The sequence below is a fragment of the Bacillus sp. EB106-02-03-XG38 genome (assembly GCF_058792175.1).
Map to the genome: position 1 here is coordinate 413018 of NZ_JBYTED010000001.1, position 17536 is coordinate 430553.

The 17536-nt window shown below is 33.4% G+C and carries 19 protein-coding genes; 15 read left to right on the top strand and 4 right to left on the bottom strand.

Going from position 1 to position 17536, the window contains the following annotated elements; genetic code table 11:
* Positions 1-19: 19 nt before the first annotated feature.
* Positions 20-484, bottom strand: coding sequence for an Hsp20/alpha crystallin family protein (locus AC3WTI_RS02060; RefSeq protein WP_087956322.1), 465 nt, complete (start codon positions 482-484; stop codon positions 20-22).
* Positions 485-702: 218 nt separating this feature from the next.
* On the opposite strand from AC3WTI_RS02060, the gene asnB reads away from it, so the two are divergent.
* The 10 genes from asnB (at position 703) to AC3WTI_RS02110 (ending at position 9107) form a co-directional block, all read left to right on the top strand.
* Positions 703-2604 (top strand): asparagine synthase (glutamine-hydrolyzing), encoded by a 1902-nt coding sequence (gene asnB / locus AC3WTI_RS02065; protein ID WP_087956323.1) that lies wholly within the window; start codon positions 703-705, stop codon positions 2602-2604.
* Positions 2605-2697: 93 nt separating this feature from the next.
* A complete protein-coding gene (locus AC3WTI_RS02070) occupies positions 2698-3057 on the top strand; it encodes a GNAT family N-acetyltransferase (RefSeq protein ID WP_087956324.1) in 360 nt (119 codons plus the stop codon).
* Positions 3058-3105: 48 nt separating this feature from the next.
* Positions 3106-3435 (top strand): hypothetical protein, encoded by a 330-nt coding sequence (locus tag AC3WTI_RS02075; protein WP_087956325.1) that lies wholly within the window; start codon positions 3106-3108, stop codon positions 3433-3435.
* Between the two features lie 233 nt (positions 3436-3668).
* Positions 3669-4523 (top strand): phosphatase PAP2 family protein, encoded by an 855-nt coding sequence (locus AC3WTI_RS02080; RefSeq protein ID WP_097841444.1) that lies wholly within the window; start codon positions 3669-3671, stop codon positions 4521-4523.
* 133 nt (positions 4524-4656) lie between these two features.
* Positions 4657-5622 (top strand): ABC transporter substrate-binding protein, encoded by a 966-nt coding sequence (locus tag AC3WTI_RS02085; protein WP_087956327.1) that lies wholly within the window; start codon positions 4657-4659, stop codon positions 5620-5622.
* 131 nt (positions 5623-5753) lie between these two features.
* On the top strand, positions 5754-6629 hold the full coding sequence (dat, locus tag AC3WTI_RS02090) for a D-amino-acid transaminase (RefSeq protein ID WP_087956328.1): 876 nt from the start codon (positions 5754-5756) through the stop codon (positions 6627-6629).
* Between the two features lie 98 nt (positions 6630-6727).
* Positions 6728-7375, top strand: a complete 648-nt coding sequence (locus AC3WTI_RS02095; protein WP_097841445.1) for a nitroreductase family protein — start codon at positions 6728-6730, stop codon at positions 7373-7375.
* Positions 7376-7634: 259 nt separating this feature from the next.
* Complete coding sequence (locus AC3WTI_RS02100) at positions 7635-8123, top strand: putative periplasmic lipoprotein (RefSeq protein WP_097841446.1); 489 nt, start codon at positions 7635-7637, stop codon at positions 8121-8123.
* A gap of 66 nt (positions 8124-8189) precedes the next feature.
* Positions 8190-8444, top strand: coding sequence for a hypothetical protein (locus AC3WTI_RS02105; protein ID WP_253621549.1), 255 nt, complete (start codon positions 8190-8192; stop codon positions 8442-8444).
* Positions 8445-8558: 114 nt separating this feature from the next.
* Positions 8559-9107, top strand: a complete 549-nt coding sequence (locus AC3WTI_RS02110; RefSeq protein ID WP_087956332.1) for a cysteine hydrolase family protein — start codon at positions 8559-8561, stop codon at positions 9105-9107.
* A gap of 36 nt (positions 9108-9143) precedes the next feature.
* Here the strand turns inward: AC3WTI_RS02110 and AC3WTI_RS02115 are convergent, their stop codons facing one another.
* On the bottom strand, positions 9144-9593 hold the full coding sequence (locus AC3WTI_RS02115) for an NUDIX hydrolase (RefSeq protein ID WP_087956333.1): 450 nt from the start codon (positions 9591-9593) through the stop codon (positions 9144-9146).
* A 250-nt stretch (positions 9594-9843) separates the two neighbouring features.
* Between AC3WTI_RS02115 and AC3WTI_RS02120 the strand changes: the two genes are divergently transcribed.
* The 5 genes from AC3WTI_RS02120 (at position 9844) to adhP (ending at position 15087) form a co-directional block, all read left to right on the top strand.
* The gene (locus AC3WTI_RS02120) at positions 9844-10737 is read left to right on the top strand and encodes a mechanosensitive ion channel family protein (protein WP_087956334.1); all 894 of its coding nucleotides are present in this window, start codon (positions 9844-9846) and stop codon (positions 10735-10737) included.
* A gap of 129 nt (positions 10738-10866) precedes the next feature.
* A complete protein-coding gene (gene casK / locus AC3WTI_RS02125) occupies positions 10867-11985 on the top strand; it encodes a two-component system sensor histidine kinase CasK (protein WP_087956335.1) in 1119 nt (372 codons plus the stop codon).
* A 14-nt stretch (positions 11986-11999) separates the two neighbouring features.
* A complete protein-coding gene (locus AC3WTI_RS02130) occupies positions 12000-12647 on the top strand; it encodes a response regulator (protein WP_097841447.1) in 648 nt (215 codons plus the stop codon).
* A gap of 191 nt (positions 12648-12838) precedes the next feature.
* Positions 12839-13693 carry a MurR/RpiR family transcriptional regulator gene (locus tag AC3WTI_RS02135; RefSeq protein WP_087956337.1) on the top strand — a complete coding sequence of 285 codons (855 nt, stop codon included), beginning with the start codon at positions 12839-12841 and terminating at the stop codon, positions 13691-13693.
* Between the two features lie 356 nt (positions 13694-14049).
* Complete coding sequence (adhP, locus tag AC3WTI_RS02140; protein WP_097841448.1) at positions 14050-15087, top strand: alcohol dehydrogenase AdhP; 1038 nt, start codon at positions 14050-14052, stop codon at positions 15085-15087.
* A gap of 127 nt (positions 15088-15214) precedes the next feature.
* On the opposite strand, the gene AC3WTI_RS02145 is transcribed toward adhP, so the two are convergent.
* Both AC3WTI_RS02145 and AC3WTI_RS02150 read right to left on the bottom strand, forming a co-directional pair.
* Complete coding sequence (locus AC3WTI_RS02145; protein ID WP_142286516.1) at positions 15215-16234, bottom strand: ABC transporter permease; 1020 nt, start codon at positions 16232-16234, stop codon at positions 15215-15217.
* A complete protein-coding gene (locus AC3WTI_RS02150) occupies positions 16231-17133 on the bottom strand; it encodes an ABC transporter permease subunit (protein WP_087956340.1) in 903 nt (300 codons plus the stop codon). The genes AC3WTI_RS02145 and AC3WTI_RS02150 overlap by 4 nt, the downstream gene beginning before the upstream one ends.
* Positions 17134-17536: the final 403 nt, after the last annotated feature.

A 17536-nucleotide genomic window follows, 5' to 3' on the forward strand; every position in this document is an offset into this window, starting at 1 on the left:
GCACCCTTCTTTTTTTACATTAGTCTATGGATAAAATGTCATGTTGTTGTGGTAGTTTTGGTGCCCGAATTTCTAACACGCCATTTTGATATGAAGCTTTCGCTGCTTTTTTATTAATTGAGTATGGTAATTTAATCAATCTGGATGCTTCTGAAACGGAACGTTCTCGGCGATAATAGTTATGAGATGTTTCTTCTTCAGCCTCTTCAAGTATCTCTTCTTTTACAGAGACTTTTAAGTATTCACTTTGTATTTCAATTTGAATTTGTTCTTTTTGTATACCTGGTAGTTCAGCTGTAACAACGAGTTCTTCACCAACTTCATATAAATCTACAGGGAATGTTAATAAACGGTTTCCTTTTTGGAAAAAATGATTTAAATCAGCAATTACATTGCGAAGTGGTGTTTGCTCGAAGAAATCATCAATTTGCTTTAAATAATTGCGAACCGGTGGGCGAGAAGAGTCTTTTTTTTCTTCACTCATGGTTATTCCCTCCTAGAAATCAATTTGCAATATCATATGACAAAAGCGGAGAAAGGTGATTGCCTAATTTTCATGTTTTCATAAAAAATTGTTAAAAATGTGAAATGGAGTGATTTTTTTATAGTTTTTGGTCGCCATATTCAGTTGATTATGCTAGTATAAATAGGGTTGATATAGTAGTATAGAGACAGAATGAAAACTGAAAGAGGGTAAGAAGTATGTGTGGTTTTGTAGGATGTTTATGTGAAAACCCTAGAGAGTTTTCAGAAGCAGAAAAACATCAATTTGAAAATATGAACACGATGATTTTCCACCGCGGTCCAGATGACGAAGGATATTTTCGTGATGAACATGTACAATTTGGCTTCCGCCGTTTAAGTATCATTGACTTAGAGGCAGGACATCAGCCGCTAACTTATGAAAATGATCGATATGTAATTATTTTTAATGGTGAAATTTACAACTATGTAGAATTACGTGAAATGTTACTTGAAAAAGGTGCAACGTTTGCAACGCAATCTGATACAGAAGTTATCATTGCATTGTATGCACATATGAAAGAAAAATGTGTAGACTATCTTCGTGGTATGTTTGCATTTATGATTTGGGATCGTGAAGAGAAGAAACTTTTCGGTGCACGTGATCATTTCGGTATTAAACCTTTATACATTGCACAACAAGGTGATACTACATTCTTCGCATCTGAGAAGAAAAGTATTATGCATGTGATGGAAGATAAAGGCGTTAATCCAACGTCACTACAACATTACTTTACGTACCAATATGGTCCAGAGCCAGAAACATTAACAATTGACGTTAATAAAATTGAACCTGGTCATTATTTCGTAAAAGAAATCGGTAAAGAGATGGAAATCCATCGTTACTGGAAACCTTATTTCAATGCTTCAAGTGCAACGAAAGAAGAACATATCCAAGCAATTCGTGATGTGTTATATGATTCAGTAAAAGTGCATATGCGCAGTGATGTACCAGTAGGTTCATTCTTATCTGGTGGTATCGATTCATCTATCATCGCATCTATCGCAAGAGAAATGAATCCAAATCTTTTAACATTCTCTGTTGGTTTTGAGCAACGTGGTTTCAGTGAAGTTGATGTTGCAAAAGAAACTGCTGAGAAATTAGGCGTTAAAAACCATAACGTATTCATTTCAGCGAAAGAGTTTATGGATGAGTTCCCAAAAATCATTTGGCATATGGACGATCCTTTAGCAGATCCAGCAGCTGTACCATTGTACTTCGTTGCAAAAGAAGCGCGTAAACATGTAACAGTTGTACTTTCAGGTGAAGGGGCAGACGAGCTATTTGGTGGTTATAACATTTATCGTGAGCCAAACTCACTGAAAATGTTCTCTTACATTCCTAGCCCAGGTAAGAGCGTTCTAAAAGCATTAAGTGGTGCTCTTAAAGAAGGGTTTAAAGGAAAGAGCTTCCTAGAGCGTGGATGTACGCCAATTGAAGAGCGTTACTATGGAAACGCGAAAATCTTCCGTGAAGAAGAGAAAGCTGAATTAATGAAGTATTACAATGAAAGTGTTAACTATATGGATATCACGAAACCATTGTATAACGAGATTAAAGATTATGATGATGTAAGTAAAATGCAGTACATTGACATGTTCACATGGTTACGCGGTGACATTTTATTAAAAGCTGATAAAATGACAATGGCAAACTCATTAGAACTTCGTGTACCATTCTTAGATAAAGAAGTATTCGATGTTGCATCTAAAATTCCAACCGAATTTAAGATTGCTAACGGAACTACGAAAGCTATTTTACGTGAAGCAGCACGCGGAATCGTTCCAGATCACGTATTAGATCGTAAAAAACTTGGATTCCCAGTACCAATTCGTCACTGGTTAAAAGACGAAATGCATGATTGGGCTATCAATATTATAAATGAGAGTAAAACAGATCATTTAATCGACAAACAGTATGTATTAAACTTACTGGAAGCACATTGTGCAGATAAAGGCGATTATAGCCGTAAAATTTGGACTGTACTTGCGTTTATGGTATGGCATCAAATTTATGTTGAGCATAAATACGATACGAATAAGTTCCACGAAGAAACGAAACGTGCGTATAGCTTAGTTTAATAAGAAAAACCTTAAGATCGCATATGGTCTTAAGGTTTTTTTCATAAATAGGACGTATTATTGATACAATAATAGTAAAAGGATGGACAACATATGATTACGTTTGAAAAAGTAACTGTAGAAAATGAAAACGTTGTTAAAGAAATGTTTCGCTCACATAGTTTAACTGAGCATCAAGTACAGTATTGTGTGAAAGTTGATGATACATATATCGGTGTAATAGACTATAGTGTACAAGAGGAGAGTGCGATTTTATCTCAGTTAATTATTCACTTTGATTATCAAAGTTACGGTTATGGGACAAATACGTATTTCACATTTGAAACGATGATGAAAGAAAGAAATGTGAAAGGGATAAAAGTATTACAAACGGAATTAACAGAACAAGCGAGATCTTTCATAGAGAGCTTTGGATTTAATGTGGAAGACGGAATATATGTGAAGAAAATATAACGATGAGTAGTTATGCGGGATAAATATAAGGCAGGTGGATGTATGACGATGACTTCTGGTCTTGTATTAATTGGAGGGTGTTTTTTAGTAGCAGAGCTAATTCATATTTTCATTCGGAAAAGAATGAATAAGAAGAGAAAGCCGTATGAATTACAATATGCCCCTGTGTTTTTCCTTTTATTTTGTATGCTTATTACATTACAAAACATAACAAACTTTCCGCCGCTTTTAAATATTTTTTTAAAGTTCGGCTTGCTGTATAGTAGCACTGGAATAGCCCTTTTATTTCTTTTATTTTGCATACGTTATATTCACTATCAATCGTATATATTTATTTTAAATTGGTTAAAGCAAAATGATAGAAACCGTCTTACATAAGGCGGTTTTTTTATTTGTACTTGTAATGGTTTTGTATATAAAGCTCAAAATTTCATCAAAATTTATAAAAATGATTAGAGGATTTAACGTATTACCTGTTATTAGTATGTGGTACTATATATTCTTAATCTATAAAGTGAGTAGGTGTATAAATTTGAAATGCTAATCAACAAGTATATCTTAAGTGCTGACTAATAGCGGAATGGAATTTTTTTAGGAGGTATCGTTTTTGTATGTCTAATATTGATATTTTATTTCTTGAATGGATGACAAGTTTGGAGGGAAGTGTACTCACAACATTTTTAAAACTTGTATCTAGTATTGCAAATGAAACGCTGTATTTAGTTATTATTTCAATTTTATATTGGTGCGTTTCTAAAAGAAAAGCATTTCATATGATTGTTATGCTTTGTTTCTCTGGCTATGTAGGGATAATGGTAAAGGAGTGTATGAAAATTCCAAGGCCGTATACATACGATGGAGTTCAAGCTTTATATGAAAAATCAGCCGCAGGTTATTCTTTTCCAAGTACACACGTCCAGTTGGCTGCAACGTTTTGGAGCTCATTCATGATTTTATGTAAAAAGAGAATCATTTGGATCGTTGGTATTGTTTTTATTATATTGGTTGCTACCTCTCGTTTATATTTACGTGTACATTGGCTCAGTGATATAATGGGTGCCGTTTTAATTAGTGTTATCGTTGTTTATTTATATACGAAAGTAACAGCGAGGTTAAGTGATAAGAGATTCATATTGTTACAACAAATTGTATTGGCTGTTTCACTTATTATGTATTTTATGGCAGATCAAATAGATCATTTAAAATTACTTGGAGTTTTGACAGGTTCTACGATTGGTATCATTTTAGAGAATCATTTTATTAAAATGAATGAAAATAATAATTTTAAAATACAAGTGGTAAAAACGGTATTAGGTCTTAGTTTCTTGTTCATGATACAGCTTATACTAAAAAAATTAATACCTGATATGTATTATTTACGTTATGTGCTGACTGGAATTATAATTACTTTCTTATGTCCGTTTCTTTTTCATATGTTACGGTTAAAAAATATGGATAACAAATAAGTAATAGTTTGAATAAAAATGAGGTCTAAATTATATATATTGAAAAAGTTTTCTGATATATGTATTGACAATGTATGATATATACATTAGTCTTGTAAATGTAATTGAAAATCATTTTCAACTAGGAGGATTTATGACACGCACTAAAAATATTCTTATGCTTTGCGTTATGTTACTAATGGTCATAATTGTAGGGTGCAGTAAAGAAGAAGAGAAGAAAGATAAAGGTACATCAGCTAAAGCCAAAGATTCATATACGATAAAACATGCAATGGGCGAAACGACAGTAAATGGTACGCCAAAAAGAGTTGTCGTTTTAACAAATGAAGGTGCTGAGGCACTTTTAACTGTTGGAGTAACGCCAGTTGGAACGACAAAACCAAGAGCTGGTGATGAATGGTATCCTCATTTAGCGAAAGAGTTAAAAGATACGAAAGTAGTAGGAACTGAGCGTGACATTAATTTAGAGGCAGTAATGAAGCTTCAGCCAGATTTAATTATCGGAAATAAAATGCGTCACGAAAAAATATATGAGCAGTTAAAAGAAATCGCGCCAACTGTATATGCTGAAACATTGCGCGGTGATTGGAAAGAAAACTTTACGCTTTATACAAAAGCTGTAAATAAAGAAAAAGAAGGGCAAAATGCTCTTAATGATTATAAAAAACGTATTACATCAATAAAAGAACAATTAGGAGATAAAGTTAACTCTAAAGTTTCCATTATTCGCTTCGTCCCAGGTGATGTTCGTATTTATCAAAAAAATTCATTCTCAGGCGTTGTGTTAAATGATATTGGGTTTAAACGACCACCACTACAAGATAAAGATGAATTTGCGATAAAAGGAATTACAAAAGAGCAAATTCCAAATATGGACGGGGACTATTTATTCTATTTCACATCTGATAAAGATGGGGATAAGAATAATGAAGGAAACACGTTAGCAAAAGAATGGACAGAAGATCCGCTCTTTAAACAGTTACAAGCTTCTAAAGATAATAAAGTATTCCAAGTAGATGAAGTGATTTGGAATACAGCAGGTGGTATTGTAGCTGCAAATCTTATGTTAGATGATATTGAAAAATATTTTCTGAAGTAGAAGAATGGCCCGGTACATCACTTTAAATGGGTGATGTACTTTTTTATTTATAAAAATACAGAAAATTCCTTCTTTTGATCATGGATAAGTTGTACAATTAAATCAATCATGGAATAAAGGAGTGGGAATAAATGAAAGCTACTCATAAAGATTGGATTTTGTTTAACGGAAGAATTGTAAATACGAAGGAAGAACAGCCGATGATTCCATTAGAGGAGAGAGGCTTTCAATTTGGTGATGGTATATATGAGGTATTTAGGCTATATAATGGGAAGCCACATTTGTTAGATTTACATTTGGAACGATTCTTTAATTCTATGGAAGAAATACAACTAATTCCACCGTTTACTAAGGAAGAGTTAGTGGAAGAGTTACATGAAATGATTGAAAAAAATCAATTTCAAGAAGATGGGAATGTATATTTGCAAATATCAAGAGGTGCTCAAGCACGTAATCATGTTTATGAGTCAAATATGCAACCAACTTATTTTGCAAATATTGTTTCGTTTCCAAGGCCAATTGCTGCTATGGAACGAGGAATAAAAGTTACTGTAGAAGAGGATATACGTTGGAAGTTTTGCCATATAAAATCTTTAAATTTGCTACCTAATATTATGATTAAAAATAAAATAAACGAACAAGGATATCAAGAAGCGATATTAGTACGTGATGGAATTGTAACAGAAGGCTGTCATTCAAATTTCTTTATGGTGAAAAATAATAAATTGATTACACATCCAGCTGACAATTTCATTTTACATGGCATTACACGTCACTATGTTATTTCATTAGCGAAAGAGTTACATATTGAAGTAGAAGAAAGAGAGTTTTCACTACAAGAAGTATATGAGGCTGATGAGTGCTTCTTTACAGCGACACCGCTTGAAATATTCCCAGTTGTTCAAATTGGTGATGAACAGTTTGGTACCGGCGAAAGAGGAACAATTACGAAAAAACTCCAAGTTGCATATGAAGAAAGTATTAGCTTGTTTAAAGTTACGAACTAATATTGGAGAAAAAAGCTGGTATTCCTCCAGCTTTTTTTCATGATATAATTCAAACATAGGACAAGATTTGAAAACGCTGTAAAAAGGGGATTTAATGTATGAATTATGAAGATTTTAAAGAAGTAATTCACGGTAGACGAAGTGTTAGGAAGTTCACAGAACAAGAAGTATCCATTAGTGATATAAAAGAAATTATTGATTGTGCTCGTTATGCACCGAGTGATACGAACTCACAAACTTGGGAGTTCTTAGTCATTATGAACCGAGAGAAAATTAAAGAAATTGAGCAAATGACTTGGGATGCATTACATAAACTTGCGGCAAAAGCCACTGAAAACGGAGAAGAGAAAGCAGGTAAATTACTTACCCGTTCTTTCGGACCATATGCAACAGCTTTCTCAGAGGCACCAGTACTAATCGTGTGTTTGGCAACACCATATGAATCAAAATTTCGCGAAAAGATATTTGATCCAATTGCTTTTGTTCCAGATTCAGTTTGGGAAGAAGAAGGAATTAAGAGTAGCTGTTTAGCAGCACAAAACTTAATGTTGGCTGCACATGCCAAAGGACTTGGTACTTGTCCAATGACAGGACCGGTATTGTTAGCTCAAGATGAACTACGACAATATTTACAAATTGAGCCTGAAAAACAAATAAACATGGTTATTTCTCTCGGTTTTCCGAAAGATAAGCCAAAGAAACTTCCAAGAAAAGAAGTAGATGAGATTACAACATTTATTTTTTAAAGCTTAAAATAAAAAGACATTGAATGAACAATGTCTTTTTATTTTGGACAGGTATGTAATTCATTTGTTGGGCTAAAATGATAGATAAGAGGGAATTACTATTTATTTCATAAAAAAAATTAATGTTCTATTAAGGAAAGTATGATACATTAATCGTGAGCGATATTCTATTTGTTCATGAAAGTGTTGAAAATAGTCTTAAAATTAAAAAGTTATTTTTGTATAATAAATTATAATGAAATGACAGGGGGGATGAATTTTGAAAAAATTCATAATCACTGGATTGTCTGTATTGTTATTAGCTGGTTGCGGTGCTCCACAAGAAAAAGAGAATGCGCAATCAAAGCAGGAAGAACGAGTTGTAAACGCAAGTAATGAGAATATAGTTGTATTTCCTAAAGGAGCAGTGCCAGTTGGTGAAGGAAAAGTAAAAGTTATTACACCAGATGGTACTTCTGAAAATGGCAATATACCAGCTGTATTCATTAAAAAGGATACTTTAATTCAACATGTTGAATTAGAGCTTTCTAATTTTCAAAATGATAAAGAAACATTTATATTTGTAGATCAAGTGTATGCAGATAAACATCAAGTAACTAGTACAACACAGACAACAGTACAATTAAAAGAAAAGACACTTGAGACTGGTATTCATACGATTACTGCAGTTCAGTATGAAAACAATGACCCAAAAGGAAAGGTTATTAGTTTAAATCAAGTAACATTTGAAACAAAACCTGCGTCTTAAGTAAGGATAAAAAGCACATTACTCAAAAAGTAGTGTGCTTTTTTGTTTGGACTAGCGGATGTAATAGTGAATAACTTGTTTCGTTTTCTAATACGATTAAGTAGGAAGAAATCAATTGTTTCTACTATGACAGAGAAAGAGGCTGATGATGTGAGTCGGTGTCTTCGTATCGTTTTGATTATTTTAACGATGTCAGTCATTTCGTTTACGATCCAAGAGGTGACTAAAATTACGCTTGACTATCAAATTCACGACTTGTTAATAGGAGCTATTTGTTTTACCATTATTTATCTAGTATATGATAAACTCGGATTAAGGTAAGTTTTACATGAAAAATGTAGGTATTTTATTTGAAATGTCGAATAGTACATATGATGTCGTAATAACAAATTTTCTATTGTTTACTGTGAAACAGAAGAAGGGGAGATAGTAGTTATGAAACGAGCTCTTATTAATATTGATTATACATATGATTTTGTAGCTGAAAAAGGTGCTTTAACATGCGGGAAACCAGGACAAGAAATTGAGAAGAAAATTGTCCATATAACGAAAGAATATATTGAAAATGGAGATTATGTTGTCTTTGCGATCGATAAACATGAAGAAAACGATATATATCATCCAGAATCAAAATTATTCCCACCTCATAACATAGCTGGTACAAATGGAAGAGATTTATTTGGTGAATTACAGGATGTGTACGAAACATATAAAAATGCAGAGAATGTATATTACATGGGTAAAACGCGATATAGTGCATTTGCAGGAACAGATTTAGAGATGAAGTTACGAGAAAGAGGAATAGAAGAAGTACATCTTGTAGGGGTTTGTACTGATATTTGTGTTCTTCACACAGCCGTAGACGCTTATAATAAAGGATTTAAAATTGTAGTATTTGAAAAGGCGGTTGCATCTTTTAATGCGCAAGGACATGAATATGCACTAGGACATTTTCAATCTTGTTTAAACGCAGAAGTGAAGTAAAAAAAGAGGCCTTTAAAAAAGGTCTCTTTTTTACGTTTAAATAGAAACGATATTTTGTTCGATTAGTTTTTTTATAAACGGACTTATTTTTTCTGGTAACGCATTTAAATCAAAAAATTGTACATCTAATGATTCGAACGCATCAGCTTTTAATTTGCCGCCTGTAATGTCTTTGCAAAGATATGCGATTGTGATAGGATAAAATTCATCTCCGTTCGGTAATTTCACAAAAAATTCTTTTCCAGAAAATACGCTTATTAATTGTAAGGTTCCTATTTCAATCCCTGTTTCTTCAAGCACTTCTCGTCTTCCGGCTTCTTCTGTTGATTCACCGAGTTCAACGAATCCACCAGGGACACCCCAAATACCATTTCGTCTTTGTTGAAGTAATATTTGTCCTTGTTCATTGAAAATAGCTACAGCAACTCCTGCTAGATTGAGTGGTCTCGATCCGATAACTTCTCTTAGCTCTTCGATATATCCCATTATTAGTAACCTCCGAGAGTCAGAATGTTTTTAAATGAACTATTCGGCGTTGTGTTAATATTCCCCTTTTTGTATCGGGGAGTGTTGGGATAAAAAAACTACATTTAATAAAATTTCAATTGTCAGCTCCCTTTAGGTGATGAAAAAGGGTATATTTAAAGAAGAATGTGTAACAAGTTTTAAGGAAATCAAAAATGAAAACAATAAACTAGTTTTTCATGAAATTTTCATTAGTTAAGGGTGTGGATGAATGAGCGTATTAACGTATACGGAAGAATTTTTTAATTATGTAAGAGAGTTTTTACTTTTAAGATTTTTACTATTTGCTTTAGTTTTAATCATTATCTCTTTTGTAATTAACCGCATTATTGATTGGTTTTTTAGGAAATCAAGCTTTTTTGATGAAGAGGTAGAGCAAACGATTCAAAGTGTGATTCGATCTATTTTTAGATATATCATTATCATCAGTCTAATCATTTATTTAATTAGCCAGTTTGTAGATATAAAAAGTATCATTGCAGGTGCAGGGATAGCGGGAGTTGTTATCGGTTTTGCTGCACAGCAGATGTTAAAAGATGTTATATTAGGCTTTGCACGATTAGCGGACAAAGAGTTTCGTGTTGGCGATTTTGTTACTTTTAACGGAACAAACTCAGGAACAATTGAGGAAATTAGTATTCGTTTTATGCAAATTCGTGAATGGTCAGGAAAACTTCTTACGATACCACACGGAGAGATTAGAACGATACAAAATTTTAATAAAGGATGGATGCGCGTAATTGAACGGATTACGGTAAGTTATCAGGAAGATCCTACAAGAGTTAAGGAATTGTTAGAAGAAGTTTGTGTGAACTGCAATGAAAAATTCGCAACAAACCTTTATAAAGTAGAAGATGAAGCTGTGGAACCGTTTAAATACGTTGGTGTTACAGATTTAAATCCAAATCTTAAATACGTTGGATATGAATTTTGTATTACAGGCTTAATAAAGCCAGAAGATTATTTTGAAATTTCGAGACAAGTAAGATTTGAATTAATGTCTATGTTCCATAAGAATCAAGTGCAAATGCCATCAGCAAATATGTTCGTTACTACTGAGAGTTTACAGTATAACCATGGTGGACAATCTGTATCGGACAGCTAAAGTAGAATAATTGGATAGAAAAACAATAATAAAATAATCAATATAAAGAAAGAACTGAAGGAATTCAGTTCTTTTTAATTTGTAGAATTTAGAAATTTCTTAATGTTATAATGGTAGATGGTGATGAAAATGAATTTTGAAGAAAAAGAGATGCATCGTTTAGAAGCATTAAAAGCAATTGCAGAATTATTAAATGAAGCAACAGACTTACAAGACATGTTAGAAAAAGTGTTACATACATTGTTACAAGTTATGAATTTGCAAACAGGGTGGATCTTTTTTATTGATGAAAGTGGAAAGCACCGAATGCTTGTAGATGAAAAGTTACCGCCAGCTCTTACGTGGCAAGAGAAGAAGCCAATGTGTGAAGGGGACTGCTGGTGTGTAGAGCGTTTTGTGAATGGCAGATTGGAAAAAGCGACAAATATTATTGAATGTAAGCGAATTGAGGATGCGATTGAATGTAATTGGGGAGAGACCGAAGATGTAACGCATCATGCGACAATTCCTCTTAGGTCTGGATTGGAGAAATTTGGTCTATTAAATGTGGCCTCGCCTCAAAAAACACATTTTTCGGAGGAAGAATTAGCATTATTAGAATCGATTGCATTTCAAATAGGAACGACAATACAACGTATTCAGTTAGTAGAGAAAGAACGTAAATATGTAGTAGTAGCTGAAAGAAATCGATTAGCTCGTGATTTACATGATTCAGTAAAACAATTGTTATTTTCTATTATGCTAACAGCAAAAGGTACTCTAAACATGACACAAGATAGAGACTTGCAAGAGATGTTGAGTTATATTGGAGAACTATCACAGGAAGCATTACAAGAAATGACACTTTTAATTTGGCAATTAAGACCAGAAGGATTAGAGAAAGGTTTAGCAGAGGCGATTAAAAATTACGGAAAGTTGTTAGGGATTCACGTGGAAGTTCGAATTGATGGAATGGTTTCAATTGGAGATGAAATAGAAGAAGTTTTATGGCGTATTAGCCAGGAAGCTATACATAATTGTAAAAAACACGCTTCATGTGAAAAGGTAAATGTTCTTTTAAAAATAGAAAATAATCAGTTGTATTTTTACATAGAAGATAACGGAATAGGATTTATACAAGATCACGTAAGAGAGTCAGCGCTCGGTTTAAAAAGTATGAAGGAACGTATTCAGTTAATGAGGGGATCATTTCAAATAAAAACAGAGCTGAAAAAAGGTACGAAAATTGAAATTCAATTGCCAGTTTGAAGGGGGGAAGAAGCTTGAAGATTAAATTACTGTTAGTTGAGGATCATCATATTGTCCGAAGAGGACTTGTATTCTTTTTGAAAACGAGAGAAGAATTTGAAATAGTTGGGGAAGTGGAAAATGGTGAAGAGGCATTAACATTCGTCCGAACGGAAAGACCAGATGTAGTATTAATGGATTTATCAATGCCGAAGATGGATGGTATTGAAGCAACAAAACGGATAAAAAAATATGATGAAACGATCAAGATACTTATACTAAGCAGTTTTTCAGAGCAAGATTATGTTTTACCAGCATTGGAAGCTGGAGCGGATGGTTATCAATTAAAAGAAGTACAACCTGAGCAACTTGTAGCTTCAATTATCGCAGTACATGAAGGGAATGCGAATTTTCATCCGAAAGTAACACCAGCACTCTTGGGACGGTCAGCAGTTAAGAAAGAAAAAGAAAATCCTTTTTCCATTTTAACGAAAAGAGAGCAAGAAGTACTTCGTGAAATTGCAAAAGGGCGAAGTAATAAAGAAATTGCAGCAGAGCTTCATATTACAGAACAAACTGTGAAAACACACGTTTCAAATGTTTTAGCTAAATTGGAAGTAGATGATCGTACACAAGCTGCATTATATGCGGTGAAGCATGAGGGGAATCGTAAGTATGAATAATGGTGTACCATGTTATGGCAGAATATATAGAAGTGTATAGAGTTAGCCCGCTATTTGCGGGCTAACAATCAGTGGGAGATGTACAAAACTCTCGCTGATTAAAACTTCAATTTTTAGTAGTGCCAAATAAAGGTTTTTCTTCTTTCGATAATTAGGTACAATAAAGCTACGATGGAAGGGGAAGATATGCTATGCCGGGTACAAGAAGTGGGATTGGAAAGATTCAGGCTTCGTTAAACGGTTTATCACCGAAATTGCGAAGTATTGCCGAACATATATTGAAACATCCACAAGATGTTGTACATAAATCTATTACAGAATTAGCTGAAGTTACGCATAGTTCTGAAGCTACGATATTCCGCTTATGTAAGCACCTTGGGTTTCAAGGGTTTCAAGATTTAAAGATTACATTAGCTCGTGAAATTGTACATACTCCTATGCAAAATATTCATGAAGAAGTATCTGCGGAAGATAGTATGATAACTGTTGCTAAAAAAGTTTTTCATTCGCATATTACAGGACTGCAAGATACTTTACATTTGCTAAACGATACAGCACTAGAGAAAGCTGTAAAAGTATTGCAAGATACAAGCCGTATTGAGTTTTATGGAAATGGTGGTTCTGGTATTATTGCGATGGATGCATATCATAAATTTATGAGAACGGGTATTTCTTGTATTGCTCATACAGATTCCCATTTTCAAATTATGGGTGCGGGTTTACTTACGAAAGAAGCAGTGGTTATTGCAATTTCTCATTCTGGTAGCAATAAAGGGTTACTAGAAGCGTTAGAAGTAGCGAAAGCAAGGGGAGCTCACATTATTGCAATTACGAGCTATCAGAAATCTGCATTAAGTCAACTTGCTGATATTACATTATATACTTCAACACGTGAGACGGAATTCCGCACAGAAGCCAGTTCATCAAGATTAGCACAGTTAAGTTTATTAGATACTTTATACGTTGGGTTATCGTTACAGCGTCAAGAAGAAACGTTGCAAAATTTACAAAGTATACGTGAAACAATTTCGATGAAACGAATATAAAAAGTCCTTCAGATGAAGGGCTTTTTATATTGGTCAGTATTCTGTTATTAAAATTTGATGACTATAGAGTTTACTGTTTTGAAAAATCTGTATTAATGGAGTCTTATATTCCCGCGTAGAGCTCTAATAAACTATATACATAGATGTAATTTCAGTTTTTTCTTCAAATAAATTTTTGGTTAATAATTCAAATATTGTTCAATATTTAACAATAAGCTTTTAAAATTAAATGTTATGATGAACGTGTAATGATGATTGAACATTTAAATTTGGTGCAATAATTGGCCAAAACAGTGCAGGTAGAAGTTGTGAGATGAACTCATTAAAACTCTAAAACACTAAAGGGGAGATCACATATGAAAGCAGTAGTAGTAAATAAAAATAGTAAAGCGAACATTGAAGTTATTGAAAAAGAATTACGTCCGTTACACTCAGGTGAAGCGCTAGTAGATGTAGAGTATTGTGGAGTTTGTCATACTGATTTACACGTTGCAAATCATGATTTCGGAAACACAGATGGCCGCATTCTTGGTCATGAGGGTGTAGGTATTGTTACGAAACTTGCGGATGATGTTACTTCACTAAAGATAGGTGACCGTGTAAGTATCGCATGGATGTTCCAATCTTGTGGGCGATGTGAATATTGCGTAACTGGTAGAGAAACATTTTGCCGTGAAGTTAAAAATGCTGGTTATTCAGTAGATGGTGGTATGGCAGAACAATGTATTGTTACAGCAGATTATGCGGTGAAAGTACCAGAAGGATTAGATCCTGCCCAAGCATCATCAATCACATGTGCGGGCGTAACTACATATAAAGCGATAAAAGTATCAGACATTAAACCTGGTCAACCTATCGTCATTTATGGTTGTGGTGGATTAGGTAACCTAGCTATCCAATATGCTAAAAACGTATTTGGTGCAAAGGTAATTGCAGTAGATATTAATGACGATAAATTAGCCTTAGCAAAAGAGGTTGGTGCTGATATGACTATCAATCCAATTTCTCAAGGTCCTGCTGATAAGATAGTTCAAGATGAGTTTGGTGGTGCTTATGCTGCTGTAGTAACAGCTGTTTCTAAAGTAGCATTTAACTCAGCAGTTGACGCAGTACGCGCTTGTGGTAAAGTCGTTGCAGTAGGTTTACCAGTAGAAACGATGGATTTAAACATCCCGCGACTTGTACTAGATGGAATTGAAGTCGTTGGTTCTCTAGTCGGTACTCGTAAAGACTTAGAAGAGGCGTTCATGTTCGGTGCAGAAGGAAAAGTAGTGCCGGTCGTTCAAACATGTTCTCTAGATAAAGTACAAAATGTATTCGAAGGAATGGAACAAGGTAGAATTCAAGGACGTATGGTAATCGATTTTAAACAGCATAATTGTGATTGTAAATAATCCACTTTAAATATAAAAAGCATGAGTCTAGCTAAAGATATGTAATAAAATTAGACGGCAGAAAAAAACTGATCCCTGCATTCAACAGGGATCAGTTTTTTTATCAATGCAGATTCATGAGAGATGATTAAAGGTTCACCTTATCTGCAAACGAAAAAGAATCTTTACTTTTAACAAATTTCTTATGATCTGGAACGGTTTGAATTGCTACAACTTGCGAATCTCTTGCTTTCAGTGCATCTTGAATCCCGATTGTCATAAGCTTAATAAATAGAATCGTAATAAAGAATGAAGCGAGAGAATAAAAAATAATCCACCACGAAAGATTCATTTCATAACGATTTAATCCAATAAGACCAGCCCAATCATTAGATAGAGAAACAGGTTTGAGCGCTCCATCATAGAGTTCCCGCATTTGGATCCCGCCAATTATAATATCAAGCAACGCTAAATGGATAACGAGTATGAGCGCTTGGACAATATGTTCCATGAATAACACAAATAAGCGATCAAGTAATAAGACTCGTAAGTGTTTTTTGATAATATGAAAACGGCTAGCCCCTAGTAATTGAGAACTTAAAATGTAATCTTGTTTCATAAATTCATCAACCTCTGAGGATATATATAAAGAAAGTGTAGGCAGAGCGACGAATATAAGTACGAGTACTTGATAAAACGCAAATGAAATATTTGGATCTAATCTATCAGCATTTGATACGATTACAATATTAACGGGTGTGATAAGTATAAATGCGATAAATAAAGTAGGAATATAGTAAAAAACTTCTGAGCATGCCTGGAAAAATCTCTTGAATTTTGAAGCGTATAAACTTAAGAGTATTCCTATACATGTTCCGAATAAAATTCGAAAGAAGCTTATTACCACTGCTAATAAAATGGTGAACTTTGCGCCTTCTATAATTTGTAAGAAAACAGACTCTCCAAAACGATCCGATCCAAAAGGCGGTATTAATGATGGTGGAAAGGGAGCCTTTCCAAGCAATTCGTTATTGTCATTGTAAAGTAACTGGGGAGCTTTTGGGATGGTATCTTTAAAGAACCAACTATAAATAAAACTAGCTGAAACAAGTATGAATAAATAAGTAAAGCCGATTAAAAAGCGTTTTGATTTCCAAATAGATCTCATAAAGCTGCTCCTTTCAATTGCTTTTGCCATCTATTCATCATGAAAGAGATGATTTGAAAAATGGCGTAAAACGGTAAAATAATCATGACAAGTATGATAAATGCAGCTGGTGGTGAAATAAACGCCTTTTTAAATAAAAATTGAATAATGCCTTGCATATTAAAAACGAATTCTAAAATGAATAAGTTAGACAGTAAGAAAACAAAAATCGTTTTTAAATGGTGGAAGAAGTGGATAGATATATTTTTGAATAAATGAATACAAAGTATATAACTTGATGAAAGGCCTTTACCATATGCAACCTCTACGTAATGTTTTCCATGTTCTTCTTTTATGTATAACACCATCATTCGAAACATTTGTAATGTAGGTAAAACAGATAAAGATAAAATGGGGAGTAAATAAGCTCGATTTTCATTATAGGAAATAATGGTGAAAGGAGCTTCTCCGAATTTCTGAAGTACCCATATGAAAAATATTTGCAAACAAATCATCATCATCATATCAGGGACAGCTTCTAATATGAACACTATTCGGTTTATCCATTTTTTTATATAATCTTTTGCTAAAAAATAAAAAAATGCCATGCTAGATGATAAAAAGAGCGCAAGCAAAAAGGCTAAAAATAATATAGTAAATGAATATAGATAAGGTTCTAAAACAGTTGGAAATAATGGTGTTGTTTTTAAATGACCATATTTTGGATCTGATCCTATAACCAACAAGGATTCAGGGGAGAAAACCTGTTTTAACATAGTAACGATCTGGTCAAAAAAATAAATTGGTTGAAAGGTAAATCCTTGTTGAGTAATAAATAAATAAGGTAAATTTAATAAGAGTAACAGTGATAAAACAATGGATGAAAGCTTAATTGTGAATTGAGATATTTTATGTAACATTAAATCCCTCCGACATCTTTTTACAATATTATACAATAAATTTTATAATATTGTTTTATTTTTCTGAAAAATATAAATACTATTAGATTGTATATTATGGAACATATATTTACAAGTTAATAAAGTGATAGTAGGATACACGCTCTAAGACTATTAAGATAAAAAGACGAGTGAACTTAATACAATAAAAACGAGCAAAGTGCAAAAAAAATTTCCATTGCAGAGGTAGTTGCTGTACAACTCCTTTTTCATGCAAATGAATAGAACGTATGGAAGGACTCTCTATGTGTTGTTAATGAAAGAAAAAGAGTGTGTTGCATAGCGAATATAACGCAAATTTAACGCGGAGAAAATCTAAATTTAGTATGTAGTGAAATGGAATGAGGGGATTTATTTTTTTGCG